Raw genomic sequence first — 20,830 nt, forward strand, 5'->3', positions numbered from 1 at the left:
GCCCGACCCGGAGGGACACGCCCAAAAACACGAACCATGTCACAAAACAAAAACGCCCTAATTCGGTACAAAACGATAGACAAATGTCTTCAAAACAAATATCGGCAATGGACTTTAGACGACTTAATCGAATGCTGCTCTGATGCTTTGTTTGAATACGAAGGTCGAGCCAACCCCATCAGCAAGCGAACCATTCAGATGGATATTCAGCTCATGCGAAGTGAGAAACTGGGGTACAATGCCCCAATTGTAGTATATGATAAAAAGTACTATAAATATGAAGACGACGAATTCACCATAACCGATATACCCCTAACCGAAACAGACATGAATGTGCTCACCGAAACTGTTTCGATGTTAAAACAGTTTAAAGATTTCTCCCTCTTTAATGATGTATCGGATATTCTACAGCGTTTGGAGGATAAAATCTACGCCGAAAAATCGCATACCAAACCCGTTATCTATCTCGACAAAAATGAAAAACTAAAAGGACTTCATTATCTGGATGAGATTTATCAGGCCATCATCAAAAAGGTGACCTTGGTTATTACCTACAAATCGTTTAAATCTCAGGAAGAAACCAAATTTCATTTTCACCCTTTTATTTTAAAGGAATTCAATAACCGATGGTTTTTGGTAGGAAAGAAAAAAAGTTCACAACCGATTACCAATTTAGCCCTGGACAGAATCATTGCCATAGATTACGATTTCAACATTCCCTATTTAGAAGAAAACTTTGATGCAGAGCTCTTTTATAAAAACGTAATTGGGGTAACCGTTAATACAGGTTTACAACCCAAAAAGATCGAACTTTGGGTAGACGCAACTAATGCACCTTATGTGTTAACCAAACCTCTGCATCACACACAGCGGCTCATTAAAGAAAATGACGACAAAAGTATTATCGTTCATTTGTTCATTTCTCCAAATTACGAAATGGAACGTTTGCTTTTAGGATTTGGCCACGGCATCGAAATTATCAAACCTGAAGATCTGAGAAATAGGGTAAAAGCTATACTTCAAAAGGCAGTTTCAAGATATGAACACAAAAATACCATTGAATTAAAGCCATAATTTTTTACAAAATGCAGAATTTTATCTTATTTTAAAACCATAAAACAATTTTTACAGCATTAATTTTGTTAAAACATCAAAAAAGAATAGTATATTTCAATTAAATTTTAACCGTAAACCCCTATAAATCAAAGGGATTTTTTAACTAACCAAAAAATTATTAAAAAATAATATGCATGCATAGTATTTTTTAATTATATTTGAAATCGATATAGTTACATATGAAAGAGAAAACAATAGATTATATTCTGCGTGCTACATGGCAAGCTGTATCAAGAATGTACAATGAAGAGGCTGCTAAGTACGATGCCACAATGGCTACCGGGTTTGCCCTTTTGAGTATAGATAAGGAAGAAGGAACCCCATCGACAGCTTTGGGTCCCCGAATGGGCATGGAGGCCACAAGTCTTACCAGAACATTGAAATCTATGGAAGATAAAGGTTTGATTGTTCGCAAAAAAAACCCAACTGATGGTCGTGGTGTTTTAATTTACCTGACCGAATTTGGAAAAGAAAAAAGAGATTTATCTAAAAATACGGTTCTGAAATTTAATGAAACGGTAAGAAAACATGTTTCTGATGAGAAACTAAACCATTTTATAGAGGTTTCTGAAATCATAAACGAATTAATTCAGGATAAAAACATATTCAATCAAACAGAAAAATCAGAAAATGAATAACCTTAATTCATAAGGAACATTCAAATCAAATAAAAAACAAAATATTAACTATGAAACGCACAATTAAAAAAGTCGCTGTAATTGGATCCGGAATTATGGGTTCGGGAATAGCTTGCCATTTTGCCAATATTGGTGTTGAAGTTTTACTGCTTGACATCGTACCCCGCGAGTTGACAGAAGCTGAAGCTAAAAAAGGATTAACGCTTGAAAGTAAAGCTGTTCGCAACCGAGTAGTAAATGAGCATCTGGCGAATTCATTAAAATCAAAACCATCTCCTATTTACAGTCAAAAATTCGCAAACCGAATTACCACTGGAAATACGACTGATGATATGGCAAAAATTGCCAATGTTGATTGGATTATTGAAGTTGTTGTGGAGCGTTTGGATATTAAAAAACTAGTATTCGAACAAATCGAAAAATTCCGTAAACCGGGAACTTTGGTTACATCAAATACATCTGGTATTCCAATTCATTTTATGAGTGAAGGAAGAAGCGAAGATTTCCAACAACACTTCTGCGGAACTCACTTTTTTAACCCTGCGCGTTACTTAAAGTTATTTGAAATTATTCCTGGTCCAAAAACTTCAACTGAAGTATTGGATTTCTTAAACGAATACGGATCTAAATTCTTAGGAAAAACTTCGGTTGTTGCTAAAGATACTCCAGCGTTTATTGGAAACAGAATTGGTATTTACGGAATCCAAAGTTTATTCCACCTGGTAAAAGAAATGGGATTAACGATTGAAGAAGTAGATAAATTAACCGGACCGGTAATTGGCCGTCCAAAATCGGCTACTTTCCGTACGGTTGACGTGGTTGGATTGGATACTTTGGTACACGTTGCCAACGGTATTTACGAAAACTGCCCAACAGACGAACAACACGAATTGTTTAAACTTCCGGATTTCATCAACAAAATGATGGAAAATAACTGGTTAGGAAGTAAAACAGGTCAAGGTTTCTACAAAAAAGTAGACAAAGATATTCTTTCTCTTGACTTAGACACCTTAGAATACCGTGCTGCCAAAAAAGCAAATTTTGCGACTCTTGAACTGACAAAAACTATCGATAAACCGATCAATCGTTTTAAAGTTTTAGTAAAAGGAACTGACAAAGCAGGAGAATTCTACCGTAAAAGTTTCGCCGGAATGTTTGCTTACGTATCCAACAGAATTCCTGAAATCTCAGACGAATTATACAAAATTGACGATGCCATGAAAGCTGGTTTTGGATGGGAAAATGGTCCATTCGAAATCTGGGATGCTATTGGTGTTGCAAAAGGAATCGAAATCATGAAAGCCGAAGGTTTAGCGCCTGCTGCCTGGGTTACTGAAATGTTAGCTTCCGGAAGCGATAGTTTCTATTCTGTAAAAGAAGGAGCTACTTTCTTCTATAATATTCCAACAAAATCACAAACTAAAGTTCCTGGACAAGATTCATTCATTATCCTGAACAACATTCGTGAAAGCAAAAAAGTTTGGAGTAATAGTGGCGCTATTATCGAAGATTTAGGAGACGGAATCTTAAACTTAGAATTCCAGTCTAAAATGAATACCATTGGTGGCGATGTACTTCAGGCCATCAATAAAGCCATCGACTTATCTGAAAAAGAATACCAAGGTTTAGTGATTGGAAATCAGGCAGCGAATTTCTCTGTTGGAGCCAATATCGGAATGATTTTCATGATGGCAGTGGAACAAGAGTACGATGAATTAAACATGGCGATCAAATTGTTTCAGGACACCATGATGCGCGTTCGTTATTCTTCGATTCCGGTTATTGTAGCGCCTCACGGAATGACTTTTGGCGGTGGATGCGAAATGAGCTTACACGCTGATAAAGTAGTTGCTGCTGCTGAAACTTATATGGGATTAGTGGAATTTGGTGTTGGTGTACTTCCTGGTGGTGGTGGATCTAAAGAAATGGCTTTAAGAGCTTCTGATTTGTTCCGTAAAAATGACGTTGAATTAAACGTTCTTCAGGAGTATTTCCTGACTATCGCTATGGCTAAAGTTTCGACTTCCGGTTATGAAGCTTTTGATACCGGACTTTTACAACACGGAAAAGATATTATCGTAGTCAACAAAGACCGTCAGATTGCAGAAGCTAAAAAACATGCCTTGTTAATGGCTGAAGCGGGTTATACACAACCTATCAGAAGAACGGATGTAAAAGTATTAGGAAAACAGGCTCTTGGAATGTTCTTAGTTGGAACTGACCAAATGCAAGCTGGAAAATACATTTCTGAGCACGATAGAAAAATCGCAAACAAACTGGCTTACGTAATGGCTGGTGGTGATTTATCTGAAGCTACTTTAGTATCTGAACAATATTTATTAGATATCGAACGTGAAGCTTTCTTGAGTTTATGTACAGAAAGAAAAACTCTGGAGCGTATTCAATATATGTTAACTAAAGGAAAACCGCTTAGAAATTAGAAAATAGAACAAAGATAATAGAATATAGATTTCAGACTTGGTAAAGTCAATTTTCTATACTCTATCTTCTATACTCTTAAAAAATAGAATAAAGAAAAAAGAATAAAGATTTTGAGACAAAGTAACAGTCTATTTTCTATGATCTATTTTCTATAATCTTAAAAACACAAAAACAAATGAAAACAGCATATATAGTAAAAGCATACAGAACCGCAGTTGGAAAAGCTCCAAAAGGGGTTTTCAGATTCAAAAGACCTGATGAATTAGCGGCTGAAACCATTCAGTTTATGATGGATGAACTGCCTGATTTTGACAAAAAGCGCATCGATGACGTTATGGTAGGAAATGCCATGCCGGAAGCAGAGCAAGGTCTTAACGTTGGACGTTTAATCTCGTTAATGGGATTAAAAGTAGAAGACGTTCCCGGAGTTACAGTAAACCGTTATTGTGCATCCGGATTAGAAACTATCGGAATGGCAACTGCCAAAATTCAATCCGGAATGGCAGATTGTATCATCGCTGGTGGTGCAGAAAGTATGAGTTATATTCCGATGGGAGGTTACAAACCAACTCCGGATTATAAAGTAGCTGCTGCCGGTCATGAGGATTACTACTGGGGAATGGGTTTAACTGCCGAAGCGGTTGCCAATCAATATAAAATCTCCAGAGAAGATCAGGATGAGTTTGCTTACAACTCTCATATGAAAGCGTTGAAAGCACAAGCAGAAGGGAAATTTGACAAACAAATCGTTCCAATTACTGTTGAACAGACTTTTATCAATGAAAATGGTAAAAAAGAAACAAAATCATACGTTGTAAATAAAGACGAAGGTCCAAGAGCAGGAACTACTAAAGAAGCTTTAGCAGGTTTAAGACCCGTTTTCGCAGCAGACGGAAGTGTAACTGCCGGTAACTCTTCTCAAATGAGTGACGGTGCTGCTTTTGTTTTAATCATGAGCGAAGAAATGGTAAAAGAATTAAACCTGGAGCCAATCGCACGTTTAGTAAACTTTGCTTCTTCTGGTGTTGAACCAAGAATCATGGGTATCGGACCTGTAAAAGCAATTCCGAAAGCCTTGAAACAAGCAGGATTAACATTAAATGATATCGAATTAATCGAGTTGAATGAAGCTTTTGCTTCTCAGGCTTTGGCTGTTACCCGCGAATTAAACATCAACCCGGAAATCGTAAACGTAAACGGTGGAGCTATCTCTTTAGGACACCCACTGGGTTGTACAGGAGCTAAACTTTCTGTTCAGTTATTCGACGAAATGAAACGCAGAGGTAACAAATACGGAATCGTAAGTATGTGTGTAGGTACCGGACAAGGTTCTGCAGGGATTTACGAAGTGTTGTAAAAAGAAAATAGAATATAGAATAAAGAGAATAGATGTTTTTTTTTAGAGTAAAGAGAAAAGAACAAAGATTATAAAAAGTAATAAAAAACTTACTTTACGTTTGTAATTTCTTATCTTGGCTCGAAAAACATGAGACATAATTATAAGAACTTAAAAATTTGGCAGCTCGGAATTACAATAGCCAATGAAATTTCAGATGTATTAATAGAATTTCCGAAACACGAAAGATACGATTTGAGTTCTCAGATTAGCAGATGTTCAGTTTCTATGCCTAGTAATATTGCTGAAGGTTCTTCAAGAACTGATAAATCTTTCAGTCATTTTTTAGACATTTCTCTCGGTTCTTCATTTGAATTAATTACGCAACTATTAATTGCAACACATAGAAAGTATATAAACGAAAAACAATTTAACCAATTAGAAATTAAAATAGAAGAATTTCAAAGAATGACAATGAGTTTTCAAAACGGACTGAAGTAAAAGTCTATTTTCTTTACTCTATATTCTATTTTCTTTCATAAAAAACAAAAACAAAATGGCAGATACTATCGAAAAAAACGTGACTCGTGGTGGTCAGTTTTTAGTTAAAGAAACAAAATGCGAAGATATCTTCACACCGGAAGATTTTTCGGAAGAGCAATTGATGATGCGTGACTCTGTAAAAGAGTTCGTAGACAAAGAATTATGGGCGCATAAAGATCGTTTCGAGAAGAAAGATTATGCTTATACAGAATCTTCTATGCGTAAAGCTGGAGAACTAGGACTTTTAGGAGTTGCTGTTCCGGAAGAATACGGTGGATTAGGAATGGGATTTGTTTCTACAATGTTGGTTTGTGACTACATTTCAGGAGCAACGGGTTCTTTCTCTACAGCTTTTGGTGCACATACCGGAATTGGAACTATGCCAATTACGCTTTATGGTTCTGAAGAACAAAAGAAAAAATACGTTCCTAAATTGGCTTCAGGGGAATGGTTCGGAGCTTATTGCCTGACAGAGCCTGGAGCAGGATCTGATGCTAACTCAGGAAAAACGAAAGCCGTTTTATCTGAAGATGGAAAATACTACTCGATCACAGGTCAAAAAATGTGGATTTCGAATGCAGGTTTCTGCAGCGTTTTCATCGTTTTTGCCCGTATCGGAGAGGATAAAAACATTACTGGTTTCATCGTAGAAAATGATCCGTCTAACGGAATTTCTATGAACGAAGAAGAGCATAAATTAGGAATCCGTGCTTCTTCTACACGTCAGGTTTTCTTCAACGATACAAAAGTTCCTGTTGAAAACATGTTGTCTGAAAGAGGAAACGGTTTCAAAATTGCGATGAACGCTTTAAACGTAGGTCGTATTAAATTAGCGGCTGCTTGTTTAGATGCTCAACGTAGAGTTACTACAGGAGCTGTAAAATATGCTAACGAAAGAATTCAGTTTAATACTCCAATTTCAAGCTTCGGTGCTATTCGTTCTAAACTGGCTGAAATGGCAACTAATGCTTACGCTGGAGAAAGTGCTTCTTACCGTGCCGCAAAAGATATCGAAGACAGAATCGCTGCCCGTGAAGCAGAAGGAACTTCTCATCAGGAAGCTGAATTGAAAGGTGTTGAAGAATATGCTATCGAGTGTTCTATACTGAAAGTAGCTGTTTCTGAAGACGTTCAAAGCTGTTCGGATGAAGGAATTCAGATTTTTGGCGGAATGGGATTCTCTGAAGACACTCCAATGGAAAGCGCCTGGAGAGATGCTCGTATTGCACGTATCTACGAAGGAACAAATGAAATTAACAGAATGCTTTCAGTGGGTATGTTGATCAAAAAGGCTATGAAAGGTCATGTTGATTTATTAGGACCAGCTATGAAAGTTCAGGAAGAATTAATGGGAATTCCATCTTTTGATACTCCTGATTTCTCTGAATTATTTGCGGAAGAAAAAGGAATCATCGCTAACCTGAAAAAAGTTTTCTTAATGGTTGCCGGAAGCGCTGTTCAAAAATACGGACCGGATTTAGATTCTCACCAACAATTATTGATGGCAGCTTCTAACATCTTAATCGAGATCTACATGGCTGAAAGTACTATTTTAAGAACTGAAAAATTAGCCAAAAAAGAAGGAGAAGCTAAAGTACAAGAGCAAATTGCAATGGCAAAATTATACTTGTACAAAGCAGTAGATATCGTTAACCTAAATGGTAAAGAAGGAATCATTTCTTTTGCAGAAGGTGACGAACAACGTATGATGTTAATGGGACTTAAACGTTTCACAAAATACACAAACAATCCAAATGTGGTAGCCTTAAGAGAGGTTATTACTTCTAAATTAGTTGCAGAAAACGAATACTGCTTCTAATACAAAAATAGTTTTTAGCTTTTAATTTGTTTAAACCCGCACTAATCCGAAACAGTGCGGGTTTATTTATTTATTTTTTTGACTAAATCGAAGGAGTGGGCTTTCGCAATATTTTTGCAACGATTTGCAAAATATTCGTTAAAATTAACTCTTAGACCCCTATAGAATAGTTAAATATTGATGGTATTACTTTATATTTAGCATTCTAAAAACTTTAAAAAACATAAAATGAAACAAATTAACCTGTTTGCCCTGATTCTATTGTGCAACTTTACCACAAGTACATTTGGGCAAAAAAGCAAAAAAATGGACATCATAGCCTATTATACAGGTGATGACAAGCTAATTAACGAATACGAGCTAAGTAAACTAAACCAAATCATCTTTAGTTTTTGCCATTTAAAAGAGGGCAAACTAAGCGTTGATTCGGCAAAAGATTCTACCACGATTAAACATTTGGTTTCGCTAAAAGCATCCAATCCACAATTAAAAATTATTCTTTCACTTGGTGGCTGGGGAGGTTGTGAACCTTGTTCTGCTGCATTTTCGACAGCCGAAGGAAGACTTACTTTTGCCAAATCGGTAAAAGAAGTAAGCCATTATTTTAAAGTAGACGGTTTAGATTTAGATTGGGAATATCCGGCAATTGAGGGACTGCCAGGACATTTGTTTCAACCGGCTGACAAGCCAAATTTCACCGAACTAATCAAAATTTTACGTTCAACTTTAGGTAAAAAATACGAATTGAGCTTTGCTGCCGGAGGTTTTCAAAAAGCCTTAGACGAATCGATTGACTGGAAAAAAGTAATGCCTCTAGTAAACCGTGTAAACATTATGAGTTATGATTTAGTGAACGGATACTCAAAAGTTACCGGACACCATACGCCTTTATACAGCACTAATCCAAAAGAAGAATCTACAGACAGAGCGGTTGAATATTTATTGAAACTGGGAATTCCTGCTGAAAAACTAGTTATAGGAGGTGCTTTCTATACCAGAACCTGGAAAAACGTAGAAAACATCAACAATGGTTTGTATCAGGCAGGTGAGCATGTTCAGGGAGTTTCTTTTAAAGATTATAGCACTTTTTATACAGAAGCCAATGGATGGAAATACTTTTGGGATGAAAAAGCCAAAGCACCTCACTGGTACAATGAAAAAGAAAAAACATTTGCCACAGGAGACAATCTCGCCTCAATAAAAGCAAAAGCAGAATATGCTAAAGCTAAAAACTTAGGCGGAATCATGTTTTGGGAATTGCCTCTGGATGCCACACGTAACGGAATGGTCCATACAATTTACGACGTTAAAACCGCTAAATAAAAAACTTTACATCATAAAAAAAACGGCAGCTGTTCAAAAAATAGCTGCCGTTTTGCTTATCGTAAAAATTTAAAACTAAATTTTAACTTTACTCTTATCCAGTTCGCCTATAAAAGGAATTGTCTCCAGAATTTCAACTCTGATTATCGTTTGTAAATACACTTCTAACTGAATGAACTTCGCTGCATTGATGGCACCTATCACTTTTTTTGCCTGCGTATAGGTTTTTGAGTATAACTTTTCATATCCAATATGATTTCTTAAAGTTCCCTTTGCCAGCTCATCCGCTTTTTCATCGGTAAGCGTTGCATAATTCACCGCATAATCATTAATCAATTGAAATTTCGTTTGCCCGAGGCCTTTGCGATCCGCTTCATAACTATCATAAACTTTTGCAAATGCCACAGCCTGACTATCCGATAAATTCATATACTCTTTCACGAGATCTCCTTTTGATTTTCCGTAAATGATTTGTAAAACATCCACATCCTCTTTAAATGATGATTGAGCATAAGAAGAAAATGAGACAATTGCCATAACAAGAATAAGGCCTATTTTTTTCATAGTTCTGGTTTTAAATTTGTTTCTATAAATACATCCGTTGTAAAAAATACCCCTAAGGTTCTAAAAAAGTAAGACTACTTATTCTCCACCGCTTTTGGCGCTCTAATTACACCATCATAAGAAATGGACGCCCTATTGTTACTGTTGACTGAAAGCGTTGTACTTCCGTTATTGAAAATAGTGAAAAGCAAATTATACACATCATCTTTTCCCCTAACAGTAGTTCTTAAAATGTAACTCTTCTTTTTCTTTTCGACTTTAATATCTTCCGGTGTTCCTTCAAATTTTATTCCGCCGTCTCCCCCATAGGCAACGTTGAATGCACGTCCAAAAAAAGGCAGATCACAAATAATTTTATCGCTGCTAAATCTTAAAAAATAAATATTATAATCCAAAATAATGAGCCTTCCTCCTTGCGGATTTAATTTCTGCGCTTCAAAATCGAACTTTTTAGAATCAATCAATGCTTCCGTTTCTTTCTGTTGCTGTAAATCTTTTTCTGCCCTTAGCTCCTTCTTCGTCTTTTCCTGTGCAAAAACCGAAACATTCAAAAAACAGCACAGCAACAATAAAATGAATAATTTAGTCTTCATAAAGTGCAAATTTAAATTAAAAAAGAAGCGTACTATTTTCTGGTAAATCGCATCAATGCAATGTCTCCTGAGATAAAATGCAGCGTTTTCCCTTCATCTGTAATATCATAGGATGTAATTTTGGGCAAAGTACCCATAAAAAGACGTTCCCCTTCCTGTGCTTGTGGACACATCTTTTTGGTTACAGCCATTGGACCTGTCAGATCGATTTTATGCCCCGTTACCACAAGTGCTCCGTTGAAAGAATTACATCCGTTATTTCCGGATACTCTTTTTTCAGGCAGATTAAAATTAATGGTTGGCTTAGTATTGGGATACAAAGCGTCAAAATCAACACTTGAACCGGAGATGTAATTAAGCTCCCAGCTTCCTTCAAGTTTAGAAGCACCGTCCCCTTTTGCTACTTTAGAACAATTACAGGAAGTGAGAACAATTCCTAAAAAAACGAAAGATAAAATACTTTTGATCATAATATTTAAAATTAAGTTAAAAATAAAACCATTGATTTTCAAGTAAATAAATTCATAATTACACGAATTTACGCAATATTTTTTGGTTCATCAGCTAAAGTTGCTTTAAATTCCGATCCATAGTTTTAGTTTTTTTTAACGATCGGCACTAATCCATGTCAGTATTTTATGTTAATTTTACTTAAACTATAATAATAAAGACTCTTCTATGAAAAAAATAATCGTTTCTTTCGCCATAATTACAGCTTTAATCATTGGCTGTAAAACCAGTACAAAATCAAATGATGCCAAAACCTTAAGGGTAGCTTTAGAGCCAAAAAGCAAAAGTACAGTAGCAGGAACAGCCACTTTTACCGAGAGAAAAGGAAAAGTAACTTTTGCTGCAAAAATAACGGGTTTACAGCCGGGAGTACATGCAATTCACATTCATGAAAAGGCAGATTGTAGTGCTGCAGACGGAAGTTCGGCCGGAGGACACTGGAATCCAACTTTTAAAAAACATGGAAAATGGGGTGTTGCCGAGTACCACAAAGGAGATATCGGAAACTTTACCGCTGATGCAAATGGTAACGGGACTATAACACTAACTACTGATGAATGGTGCATTGGCTGCGGAGATGAAAGTAAAGATATACTGGGAAAAGGATTAATTGTTCATCAGGGATCTGATGATTTCACCACACAGCCTACAGGAAATGCGGGCGGAAGAGTTGCCTGCGCCGGAATCATTAAATAAAAAACATAAAACAGTAATAACCACTACATTTTCACAAAATCTAGTGGTTATTTCATTTTAAATTTACACTAAAACAAGAAAAAGATATAGCTTTGCAGCTATAAATTATAAAGTTAATGATCAACCCATCGGCACCAGGCTGGATAGATAAGTTTTTTAGCGAACAAAAGTTTTCAGAAGCTATTCCTTTTGAGACTGCTGAGTCGTTTTACCATAAAGTCAGAGAAACCGGTTTTATTTACGGCCACATCATCGCTATAGATTCTCAGATTCCAATCCCTATAAAAGGCTGGTTCAAAACCGAAATCTCCAAAGTAGCTTTATTAAATACTTTATATGGTGTTTTTTGTTTGGAAAAAAGAAGCTCTGAACCTAATAATTTTATTTCTGAAGTTTTAAAATTCTATAAGGAAATGAGTCCGGAAGGTTTTAATATATTTAAAATTCTGCTTCCAAAGGACACTCCTTCCCTTTCTTTAGAAAACATTATAGATCAGCGCGTTCAGACGAATGACAGTATTATCAGTAAAAACTTTTCGCACTTAGTAACCAATGCGCTTTTGTTTATTGATGTCCTGGCTTTCAGACAATATTTAGAACACGGAACAATTCCTGAAAAATACTTAAAACGAATCGAAGAAACCGTTATGGGTATTGTGGCTCTGGCTTTAAAAACCAAAACCATAAAATCTCAGCACGACGATTTACTGATTAAACTTTTTGAAGCTTCCATCCGATACTCCAAATTTTCAAAAGTTACGGTTGATACTTTAGAAACTTTACAATTGGACTATTACAACTATAAACTGGAACACTACTATTTGATCGATATGGCCGGAATGGCTTTATGGAGCGATGGAGTTGTCGAAAATGAAGAGGCCTACTTTTTGTACTCTTTAGGATCGATGATGGGAATTTCTGATGCTTTTGTAACCAAAAGTATTGAAACCACCAACACGTTCATCACTACTCACAAAAAGAAGATTCCTTATTTTAATTACTCCAATCCTGTAAAACACTTTTACGACCAAATGACCCACAGTGTGGTAAAGCTGATTGTAAGAAACAAAAACAGATTAGTGAAGGAAATCATTCAAAGCAAAGAGTTAATGGTTCTGCTGGCTTATTCCACCACCAGAGATCTGGATGCTAAAGAAAAGAAAAAGGTGAAAAAACAACTTTTAGACATCTGTAAAACGATTCCGTCACTCACCATCTTTTTACTGCCCGGAGGAAGTTTATTATTACCAATTCTTATCAAATTTATTCCAACTTTACTCCCGTCTGCTTTTAATGAAAACCTGGACGAAAACGAATAAAAAAAATCGCCCTTTTGAGGCGATTTCTTTTTTATATTATAGATCTAACTGATAAACTTCATCAAGCTCCTCATTTGAAGCAATATTCACATTTAAATCGGTTACAAAACCGGAATTTAAACCGTAAACCCATCCGTGAAGCATCAAATCCTGTCCGTTTTTCCAGGCTCCCTGAACGATAGATGTTTTAGCTAAATTGTAAACCTGCTCTTTTGCATTGATTTCAACAAAAGCATTGAAACGTTCTGTCTCATCTTCAATTGAATTCAGGTACTTATCGTGTAGACGGTATTCATCTTTAATGTGACGAATCCAGTTGTCGATAATTCCAACAGACTGATTCCCCATAGCAGCTTTAACACCACCACAGCCGTAATGTCCGCAAACAATAACATGTTTTACTTTCAATACATTTACCGCATAATCTAAAACACTCAACATATTCATATCAGAGTGTACTACCATATTAGCAATATTACGGTGTACAAAAACTTCACCCGGTTTAGCTCCAATAATTTCATTTGCCGGAACACGACTGTCTGAACATCCAATCCACAATAATGGCGGTGTTTGTCCTTTTGCAAGATCCGCAAAATAATTAGGATCTAATGCTAATGATTTTTCAACCCACTGCCTGTTATTTTCAAGTAACTGCTTATAAAACTCTCTCATTTTTTTTGTTTTTTGTATGGTAATCCCGTTTGCTAAAATCTACTAAAAAAAACTTCTCGTAAAGTTATCTAATTTTAATACTTCTCACAATCAAGAAATACCTTAATTAATTATAATTTATTTAAAATTCTCTTTTACCTTTTCTTTTTGAACTAAAGTTCTTTTCGCAACATCATAATAATGCTCTATTGATACATGATTATTAATGTCCGGTGAATTCTCCAGTTCATATGCTTTCTTGAATCCTTTAAGCTTTACTTTAATATTTTCGTCAATGGCTCGTGTCTCTTTAAACTCACGGATCAAATCTAAAACATCATGGGCAATATACTCTGTATCTGCAGCATTGATAATTACTTTAGAGTTTTCCGGAATTTCACTTAAAGTCGACTTAATCGCAGCCTTATTCAAAAATGAAACTTCCTGTGCTAAATCGATATGGATGACATCACCATCTTCGTATTCTTCTTTTTTGAAACTGTACGCTCTTTTCAGATTTCCTCTCAATACAAAAATAATACTGATAACAATTCCTAAAGCAACTCCTTTAAGTAAATCTGTTGCTACAACAAATACTAAAGTAGCAATAAACGGTACGAACTGATATTTTCCTTTTTCCCAGAAATGTTTGAAAGTTGCAGGTTTCGCCAGTTTATATCCTACTAAAATTAAAACCGTTGCTAAAGTTGCCAATGGTATTTTGTTTAATAATGCCGGAATAGACAAAACACTAATTAGCAAAAGCACCCCATGAATAATGGCGGACATTTTTGATTTTGCTCCTGCATTATTATTGGCAGATGATCTTACCACAACGGATGTCATCGGCAAACCGCCCAAAAGCGAACTTATTACATTACCAATTCCCTGCGCTCTAAGCTCAACATTGGTATCGGTATAACGTTTTTGAACATCCATTCTGTCAGACGCCTCTATACACAGCAACGTCTCAATAGAGGCAACTATCGCGATTGTAATTGCCACCACCCAAACTTGCGGGTTTGTAACCGCAGCAAAATTGGGCAAAATTATGATTGATTTAAACTCATCAAAAGATTTCGGAACCGGCAAAGAAACTAAGTGCTCATTTGCAATTGCCAGTGAACTTCCTGTTGAAGTAAAAAACTCATTTAAAATTATTCCGATAATAACGGCAACAAGTGCTCCCGGAATTAATTTCATTCTTTTTAAGAAGGGAACTTTCTCCCACGAAATTAAAATCACGAAAGAAACAAGTGAAACCACAACCGCTCCTAAGTGTATGTGATTTAAAACATCAAATAGAAAAGAAAAAGAGTTGCTTCCGTCATTTTGAATAAATGCCTGATCTCCTTCAAAATCGGCATCGTAACCAAAAGCATGGGGTAATTGTTTCAGAATAATAATAATTCCGATACCGGCCAACATTCCTTCAATAACGTTGGTAGGAAAATAATTGGAGATACTTCCGGCCTTTAAAAATCCTAATGCTAATTGAATTAATCCAGCAATAAAAACAGACATTAAAAACACATCGAAAGCACCTAAATCTGTAATAGCGGTTAAAATGATAGCGGTCAGTCCAGCCGCTGGTCCGGAGACACTAATATGAGACTGGCTTAAGTAACCTACCACAATACCTCCAACAACACCTGCGATAATTCCCGAAAATAAAGGTGCTCCGGAAGCCATTGCAATACCTAAACACAATGGAAGAGCTACCAAGAAAACCACTAAACCTGAAGCAAAATCAGATTTAAGGTTGGCAAAAAGATTGATTTTTTTTGTCATAGCACAATACTAAAAAAATTATTCATTAAAGACTTACTGCAATTATCAAAATGCAGTTCAATTCAAAATAATCGGAAGTATTATGCCAAGTTAGGAGGTGGAGCAAAAATGCTCGGAGAAATATTGTCTAATTTTACAATATTCTCAGACACAATGGTCTTTTTTTCAATATAAACTGGCATAACAACTTCATGTTGAAGTATTGCCGGATAAACAGCAGCCTTAAGTTCTTTATGTGAATGTTCCTCTTCAGAAAAACTGAAAAATATCGACGCATCGTTGCTTTTCTTCATTACCGTCACAATAGTTGGGGTAGATAAGAAGGCAATAAAGATGAATAATAATATGCGAGCGACTAATTTCATTGGAACAAAAATAGTGTTAAACAGCTAAAATCAAAGCGAGAGGCCAAAAAATTTAAACAAATTTAACAATCATAAAAAACAGAATGGCCAAACCCGACCATTCCGCTATAGTAATCACTTTAGAAACAACACATTAAAGCTCTTCTTCAAGCCATGCATTCATCATCCAAATTGTTTTTTCCTGCTCTGCAATGAAGTCACTCATCATCGAATTTGTCCCTTCATCGTTAATTTCATCCGATTGTTTTAAAATTCCTCTTTCGATTTTCAATAAATCCGTTAAAGAGCTCACAATTAAATGAACCGCTTTTTCATCATTTGAAATGTTCTTTCCGACAGCTAATTTGTTATTTTTAATGTAATCTTCAAAAGTATGTAAAGGAGTTCCGCCGATAGTTAAAACCCTTTCTGCAATCAAATCAATTTTCAATTGGGAATCTGTGTACAATTCTTCAAACTTTACATGCAAATCAAAAAAACGTTTCCCACGAATATTCCAATGCAACCCCCTTAAATTCTGGTAATATACCTGAAAATTTGACAACAGAACATTTAATTCTTTCACTAACAATTCTGACTCCTTTACCGGTAAACCTAAAATATTTGTTTTCATAGTTCTCATTTTATAATGTGATTACTACAAATTTAAAATAAGTTCTCTGAAAATAATATAAAAAAAAATTATATTTCCTTATTTTTGCATCAAAAATTACTATCAAGATGACTATAACTCAATTGCAATATGTATTAGCCGTTGCCGAGCATAAAAATTTTACCCTTGCTGCCGAAAAATGTTTCGTTACCCAGCCTACACTGAGTATGCAGATTCAAAAGATCGAGGAAGAACTTAGCATTCAAATTTTTGACAGAAGTAAAAAACCCATTCAACTTACAGATATTGGTCAGAAAATTGTAAACCAGGCCAAGAATATTGTAAATGAAGCTGATCGTATTAAGGATATTGTAGAACAGCAAAAAGGTTTTATCGGAGGAGAATTCCGTCTGGGAATTATTCCAACCATTATGCCAACGCTTTTACCAATGTTTCTAAACAATTTCATCAAGAAATACCCAAAAGTAAAACTCTTAATCGAAGAGCTTAACACGGATGAAATTATCCTGAAGTTAAAAAATGGTCATTTGGATGCTGCTATTGCCGCAACTCCGCTTGAAGATGAAAAAATAAAAGAAATCGTTTTGTACTTTGAACCTTTTGTGGCTTATATACCGGAACATCATGCCAGTTTTCAAAAAGAGGAAATTGAAGTTGCCGACTTAAACATCAACGAAATCCTGTTGCTTCAGGACGGACATTGTTTTAGAGACGGAATTTTAAATTTGTGTAAAAATGCCAGCGACCTTGATCAGAATAATTTTCAGATACAAAGCGGAAGTTTTGAGACCCTGATAAAATTAGCCGACGAAGGGTTGGGCACAACACTACTTCCGTACTTGCACACCTTAGACTTAAAAGATTCCGACAAACAGAAACTGCGTAACTTTAAGGAACCAAAACCTGCTCGTGAGGTAAGCTTGATTTACCCGAAGAGCGAATTAAAAATACAAATCATTGACGCCCTAAGATCTACAATTGCAGGAGTTGTTAAAGGAGCAATTGTTTTTCAGAACGTTCAGATCATCAGTCCGCTACAACAAAAGAAATAAAAATAAAAAAGGAGCCAATTTGGCTCCTTTTCTTTTATACTTTAATTAGTAGTAGACTTTGCTTTAATTCTGGTTTTTCAATAATGAAATTTAATAACCATTCTTGTAATTGTTCCATTTCGTACGGTAACAGTGTTTTGATAGCTTTTTCTAATTCTTTGCAGAAAAGTATCGGGTCGAAACTCACTCTCTCAAGTATTGATTTCGTGTAATCAAACATCATTTTTGACATAATAAAATAAGATTTTTTGGGGTTATCTATATTTTTAAACTCGCAACAAATTTAAACAAATATCAATCACTAGTATTGATTTTAACTTATTTTTTTAAAAACTTTAGCAGCGAATACGATTTCTTAATGCATATAAATCAATATAGAATCATTCTAAACAACTCATTTAAACCTTTTTAAAGGCTCTAAACATTTCTCTTTTTCCGGGAGGTCCTGCCAATTTTTCAACTGTAAAACCAACCTCTATCATACTTCTTTTAACAACTCCGCGAGCGGCATACGTTACCAAAACTCCATTTGGCTTTAAACTTTGGTACATTTTTCGAAAAATTTCAGTACTCCATAGCTCCGGCTGCACCCGATATCCAAAGGCATCAAAGTAAATCAAATCAAAAATTTCAAAATCATCAATTTCATCAAAAAATTGTTTCCTTTTGGTTAACATGAAATCGGCACGGATAACCACTTTCTGATTCCACTCGCATTCGTGCATTTTTTCGAAAACATCCTTATAATTGTCTGCCTCCAATTCAGCAACATAATTCATTTCAAGTACCTCTTTCGCATCAACCGGATAAGCTTCTACTCCCACATAATCAATTTGCTGCTGTTTTGACCTGGATTCCAAAAAAGTAATAAACGCATTCAACCCCGTTCCGAAACCTATTTCAAGAATACTCACCGGAGCAGCATCAAATAGGGAAAGACCATTTTTTATAAATACATGTTTGGCTTCCTGAATCGCTCCGTGTTTGGAATGGTAAGACTCATTCCATTCCTGCAAATGAATTGTCGTTGAGCCATCTAGCGTTTTAATTATTTCTCTTTTCACCTTATTTCAGAATTAGCCCTCTTTTTCTATTGATAAATAGGGCATTTTAAGTGCCAAATTTAGTCAAAACAAATGCGTAAAGCCTTAAAAAACGGTTTGTTTTTCATAAATTCTTTATAAAAATGTCTTAATTTTTTCACTTTATTATAAGATATATAAATCTCAGTTAAAGGGCGTAAATAATGCAGTTTTACTAAGCAAATTATATATTTTTACTTAATTTTGCATTGAGAAAAATCTATCACTCACCAAATCATAGCTTTAGATTTTCTTTATTATTAATGCTAATTACATAAAAAAAACTTTACATATTAATTATGAGTACAACTCAAACCAACAAAATTGAAATCAGAAAAGCAACTTCGTCAAAAATAAGCGGAGTAGACTTTCAAAATTTAAGCTTTGGTTCTGTTTTTACAGACCATTTATTCGAGTGTGATTTTAAAAATGGAGAATGGCAAAATCCTGTCATTAAGCCTTATGCTCCAATTTTAATGGATCCTTCTTCAAAAGTCTTCCACTACGGACAAGCTATTTTTGAAGGAATGAAAGCTTATAAAGATGACAATAATGATGTTTGGTTGTTCAGACCGGATGAAAACTTCAAACGTTTTAACAATTCAGCAGTTCGTATGGCTATGCCGGAAGTTCCTGAAGCTGTTTTTATGGACGGTTTGAACGAATTATTGAAAATTGATCAGGAATGGATTCAAAAAGGAAACGGAAGCAGTATGTACATCCGTCCTTTTATGATTGCAACCGGTGCTGGTGTTGTAGCAAATCCTTCTGACGAATATAAATTCATGATTTTACTTTCTCCTGCACAGTCTTATTACGCAGGTGAAGTGAAAGTAATTATCGCAGAACATTACAGTAGAGCCGCAAACGGAGGAATTGGAGCTGCTAAAGCTGCCGGAAACTATGCAGCACAATTTTACCCAACCAATCTGGCAAACAAAGATGGTTTCCAACAGGTAATCTGGACAGATGATGCCACACATACTAAATTGGAAGAAGCCGGAACTATGAACGTTTTCTTCAGAATCAATGATACTTTATTAACAGCTCCAACAAGCGAGAGAATCTTAGACGGTATTACCAGAAAAAGTTTAATCGCTATGGCAGAAAAAGAAGGTCTTAAAGTTGAAGTTCGCCCTGTTATTGTATCAGAATTGGTAGAAGCAGCTAAAAACGGATCTTTAAAAGAAATCTTCGGAGCAGGAACTGCCGCTGTAGTAAGTGTAATTAAAGGTTTCTCTTATCAGGATGTCTATTACGAAATGGCGCCTCTTGAGAATTCTTACGCTTCTCTATTAAAAGAAAAACTAACAAGTCTTCAAAACAAACTTTCTGAAGATACTTTTGGCTGGACTGTAAAAGTACAGTAATCCAAAAATATAAATTCATACAAACCCGACAAGTTTTAAAAAACCTGTCGGGTTTGTTATTTTATACCACTCTTCTCACTGATAAGCTACGCCCAAAATCGAAACAACAGATTAAAAAATTAAATCTGTATAAATCTGCGTGAAAAAAATCTCAACACATAGAAACATAGATTTAACTGAATATTTCAAAAAGAAACCTGTTTCTTACACATAGCTATGTGAATTTTAAAAAAGTAAAACGTCTTTTTCCCACATTAAAAGCTATGTTTCTATGTGTTAAAACAATTTTCTTTACAAAAGTTTAGAAAAATCAGGTTTAAAATAATTCGGACCTTTCATCACTTTTCCGTCTTCTCTGTAAATTGGGTTCCCGTCTTCTCCTAATTTACTCATATTACTGCGTTGAATCTCATCAAAAACAGCTTCGATTTTGTCCTGCAAACCGTGCTCGATAATAGTTCCACACAAAATATACATCATGTCTCCCAAAGCATCAGCAATTTCAACTAAATCGTTGTTCTGAACCGCCTCCAGATATTCTTCGTTTTCCTCCTTCATTAAATTATAACGAAGCAGCTTTTTTGTCTCTCCCAAATCAGCAATCGGTTCCAGACTATGACCTATTCTAAAAGCAGTATGAAACTCAGTCACCGCATCAAGTTGTTTCTTCATGATATTATTTTGATTAAATGAAATACCAAATTAGCAACAATTCGTATACAATTCTCTAAATTTGCCAAAAATAATTTTTAACTATGTTTAGTCAAGGACAATTAATATTCGGACTCTGTTTTTTTATTGCATTCGTAATCGTAATGATATTCGCTTATCGAAAAGATCTCGCTTTACACAAGGTTTTTTACAAAGGCAATTATAAAGTATTACTCGTATTTTTACTTTTTATTGCCATTTTATTTGTAATTAAATTTTTCTTCAAAAGATAGAACCGTAAAGAAAGCTTTCGATTTCAAATACAATCATTTTCAGTACGTTTTATTTGATTTTCT

21 protein-coding genes are annotated in these 20,830 nt (G+C 35.3%); 11 read left to right on the plus strand and 10 right to left on the minus strand.

Going from position 1 to position 20,830, the window contains the following annotated elements; all coding sequences use genetic code 11:
• The first annotated feature begins 36 nt into the window (after positions 1-36).
• From JO950_RS09175 to JO950_RS09205, 7 genes are all read left to right on the plus strand, one after another.
• Positions 37-1,074 (plus strand): YafY family protein, encoded by a 1,038-nt coding sequence (locus JO950_RS09175; protein ID WP_202702365.1) that lies wholly within the window; start codon positions 37-39, stop codon positions 1,072-1,074.
• Between the two features lie 221 nt (positions 1,075-1,295).
• A complete protein-coding gene (locus tag JO950_RS09180) occupies positions 1,296-1,754 on the plus strand; it encodes a MarR family winged helix-turn-helix transcriptional regulator (RefSeq protein ID WP_017496101.1) in 459 nt (152 codons plus the stop codon).
• Positions 1,755-1,804: 50 nt separating this feature from the next.
• Positions 1,805-4,195 (plus strand): 3-hydroxyacyl-CoA dehydrogenase/enoyl-CoA hydratase family protein, encoded by a 2,391-nt coding sequence (locus JO950_RS09185; protein ID WP_202702366.1) that lies wholly within the window; start codon positions 1,805-1,807, stop codon positions 4,193-4,195.
• A gap of 176 nt (positions 4,196-4,371) precedes the next feature.
• Positions 4,372-5,553 (plus strand): acetyl-CoA C-acyltransferase, encoded by a 1,182-nt coding sequence (locus JO950_RS09190; RefSeq protein ID WP_017496103.1) that lies wholly within the window; start codon positions 4,372-4,374, stop codon positions 5,551-5,553.
• Positions 5,554-5,682: 129 nt separating this feature from the next.
• Entirely contained in the window at positions 5,683-6,033 is a 351-nt protein-coding gene (locus JO950_RS09195) for a four helix bundle protein (protein ID WP_202702367.1), read from the plus strand.
• 55 nt (positions 6,034-6,088) lie between these two features.
• Complete coding sequence (locus tag JO950_RS09200) at positions 6,089-7,894, plus strand: acyl-CoA dehydrogenase family protein (protein WP_202702368.1); 1,806 nt, start codon at positions 6,089-6,091, stop codon at positions 7,892-7,894.
• 228 nt (positions 7,895-8,122) lie between these two features.
• A complete protein-coding gene (locus JO950_RS09205) occupies positions 8,123-9,217 on the plus strand; it encodes a glycoside hydrolase family 18 protein (protein WP_202702369.1) in 1,095 nt (364 codons plus the stop codon).
• A 75-nt stretch (positions 9,218-9,292) separates the two neighbouring features.
• On the opposite strand, the gene JO950_RS09210 is transcribed toward JO950_RS09205, so the two are convergent.
• The 3 genes from JO950_RS09210 to JO950_RS09220 all read right to left on the minus strand — a co-directional run bounded on the left by JO950_RS09210 (position 9,293) and on the right by JO950_RS09220 (position 10,844).
• Positions 9,293-9,781, minus strand: a complete 489-nt coding sequence (locus JO950_RS09210; RefSeq protein WP_202702370.1) for a hypothetical protein — start codon at positions 9,779-9,781, stop codon at positions 9,293-9,295.
• 74 nt (positions 9,782-9,855) lie between these two features.
• On the minus strand, positions 9,856-10,374 hold the full coding sequence (locus JO950_RS09215) for a DUF4251 domain-containing protein (RefSeq protein ID WP_202702371.1): 519 nt from the start codon (positions 10,372-10,374) through the stop codon (positions 9,856-9,858).
• A gap of 32 nt (positions 10,375-10,406) precedes the next feature.
• Positions 10,407-10,844 carry an META domain-containing protein gene (locus tag JO950_RS09220; RefSeq protein ID WP_202702372.1) on the minus strand — a complete coding sequence of 146 codons (438 nt, stop codon included), beginning with the start codon at positions 10,842-10,844 and terminating at the stop codon, positions 10,407-10,409.
• A gap of 208 nt (positions 10,845-11,052) precedes the next feature.
• Here JO950_RS09220 and JO950_RS09225 point away from each other — a divergent pair, with 208 nt between their 5' ends.
• A complete protein-coding gene (locus tag JO950_RS09225) occupies positions 11,053-11,580 on the plus strand; it encodes a superoxide dismutase family protein (protein ID WP_070907271.1) in 528 nt (175 codons plus the stop codon).
• Between the two features lie 116 nt (positions 11,581-11,696).
• On the plus strand, positions 11,697-12,899 hold the full coding sequence (locus JO950_RS09230) for an LETM1-related biofilm-associated protein (protein ID WP_202702373.1): 1,203 nt from the start codon (positions 11,697-11,699) through the stop codon (positions 12,897-12,899).
• Positions 12,900-12,935: 36 nt separating this feature from the next.
• Here the strand turns inward: JO950_RS09230 and can are convergent, their stop codons facing one another.
• The 4 genes from can to JO950_RS09250 form a co-directional block, all read right to left on the minus strand.
• Positions 12,936-13,571 carry a carbonate dehydratase gene (gene can, locus JO950_RS09235; RefSeq protein ID WP_017496112.1) on the minus strand — a complete coding sequence of 212 codons (636 nt, stop codon included), beginning with the start codon at positions 13,569-13,571 and terminating at the stop codon, positions 12,936-12,938.
• A gap of 117 nt (positions 13,572-13,688) precedes the next feature.
• On the minus strand, positions 13,689-15,341 hold the full coding sequence (locus JO950_RS09240; protein WP_202702374.1) for a SulP family inorganic anion transporter: 1,653 nt from the start codon (positions 15,339-15,341) through the stop codon (positions 13,689-13,691).
• An 80-nt stretch (positions 15,342-15,421) separates the two neighbouring features.
• Positions 15,422-15,706 carry a hypothetical protein gene (locus JO950_RS09245; protein WP_070907274.1) on the minus strand — a complete coding sequence of 95 codons (285 nt, stop codon included), beginning with the start codon at positions 15,704-15,706 and terminating at the stop codon, positions 15,422-15,424.
• 133 nt (positions 15,707-15,839) lie between these two features.
• On the minus strand, positions 15,840-16,319 hold the full coding sequence (locus JO950_RS09250) for a Dps family protein (RefSeq protein WP_089076315.1): 480 nt from the start codon (positions 16,317-16,319) through the stop codon (positions 15,840-15,842).
• Positions 16,320-16,426: 107 nt separating this feature from the next.
• Here JO950_RS09250 and JO950_RS09255 point away from each other — a divergent pair, with 107 nt between their 5' ends.
• A complete protein-coding gene (locus tag JO950_RS09255) occupies positions 16,427-17,371 on the plus strand; it encodes a LysR substrate-binding domain-containing protein (RefSeq protein WP_202702375.1) in 945 nt (314 codons plus the stop codon).
• Between the two features lie 34 nt (positions 17,372-17,405).
• Here the strand turns inward: JO950_RS09255 and JO950_RS22255 are convergent, their stop codons facing one another.
• Together JO950_RS22255 and mnmD are read right to left on the minus strand one after the other, a co-directional pair.
• Entirely contained in the window at positions 17,406-17,603 is a 198-nt protein-coding gene (locus JO950_RS22255; RefSeq protein WP_017496117.1) for a hypothetical protein, read from the minus strand.
• A 166-nt stretch (positions 17,604-17,769) separates the two neighbouring features.
• Positions 17,770-18,435 (minus strand): tRNA (5-methylaminomethyl-2-thiouridine)(34)-methyltransferase MnmD, encoded by a 666-nt coding sequence (mnmD, locus tag JO950_RS09260; protein ID WP_202702376.1) that lies wholly within the window; start codon positions 18,433-18,435, stop codon positions 17,770-17,772.
• Positions 18,436-18,752: 317 nt separating this feature from the next.
• On the opposite strand from mnmD, the gene JO950_RS09265 reads away from it, so the two are divergent.
• Positions 18,753-19,823 carry a branched-chain amino acid aminotransferase gene (locus tag JO950_RS09265; protein WP_202702377.1) on the plus strand — a complete coding sequence of 357 codons (1,071 nt, stop codon included), beginning with the start codon at positions 18,753-18,755 and terminating at the stop codon, positions 19,821-19,823.
• 291 nt (positions 19,824-20,114) lie between these two features.
• Here the strand turns inward: JO950_RS09265 and JO950_RS09270 are convergent, their stop codons facing one another.
• Positions 20,115-20,495 (minus strand): nucleoside triphosphate pyrophosphohydrolase family protein, encoded by a 381-nt coding sequence (locus tag JO950_RS09270; RefSeq protein ID WP_202702378.1) that lies wholly within the window; start codon positions 20,493-20,495, stop codon positions 20,115-20,117.
• Positions 20,496-20,830: the final 335 nt, after the last annotated feature.

Origin of the sequence: Flavobacterium sp. UGB4466, from assembly GCF_903469665.1 — a bacterium.
GTDB classification, from domain to species: domain Bacteria; phylum Bacteroidota; class Bacteroidia; order Flavobacteriales; family Flavobacteriaceae; genus Flavobacterium; species Flavobacterium lipolyticum.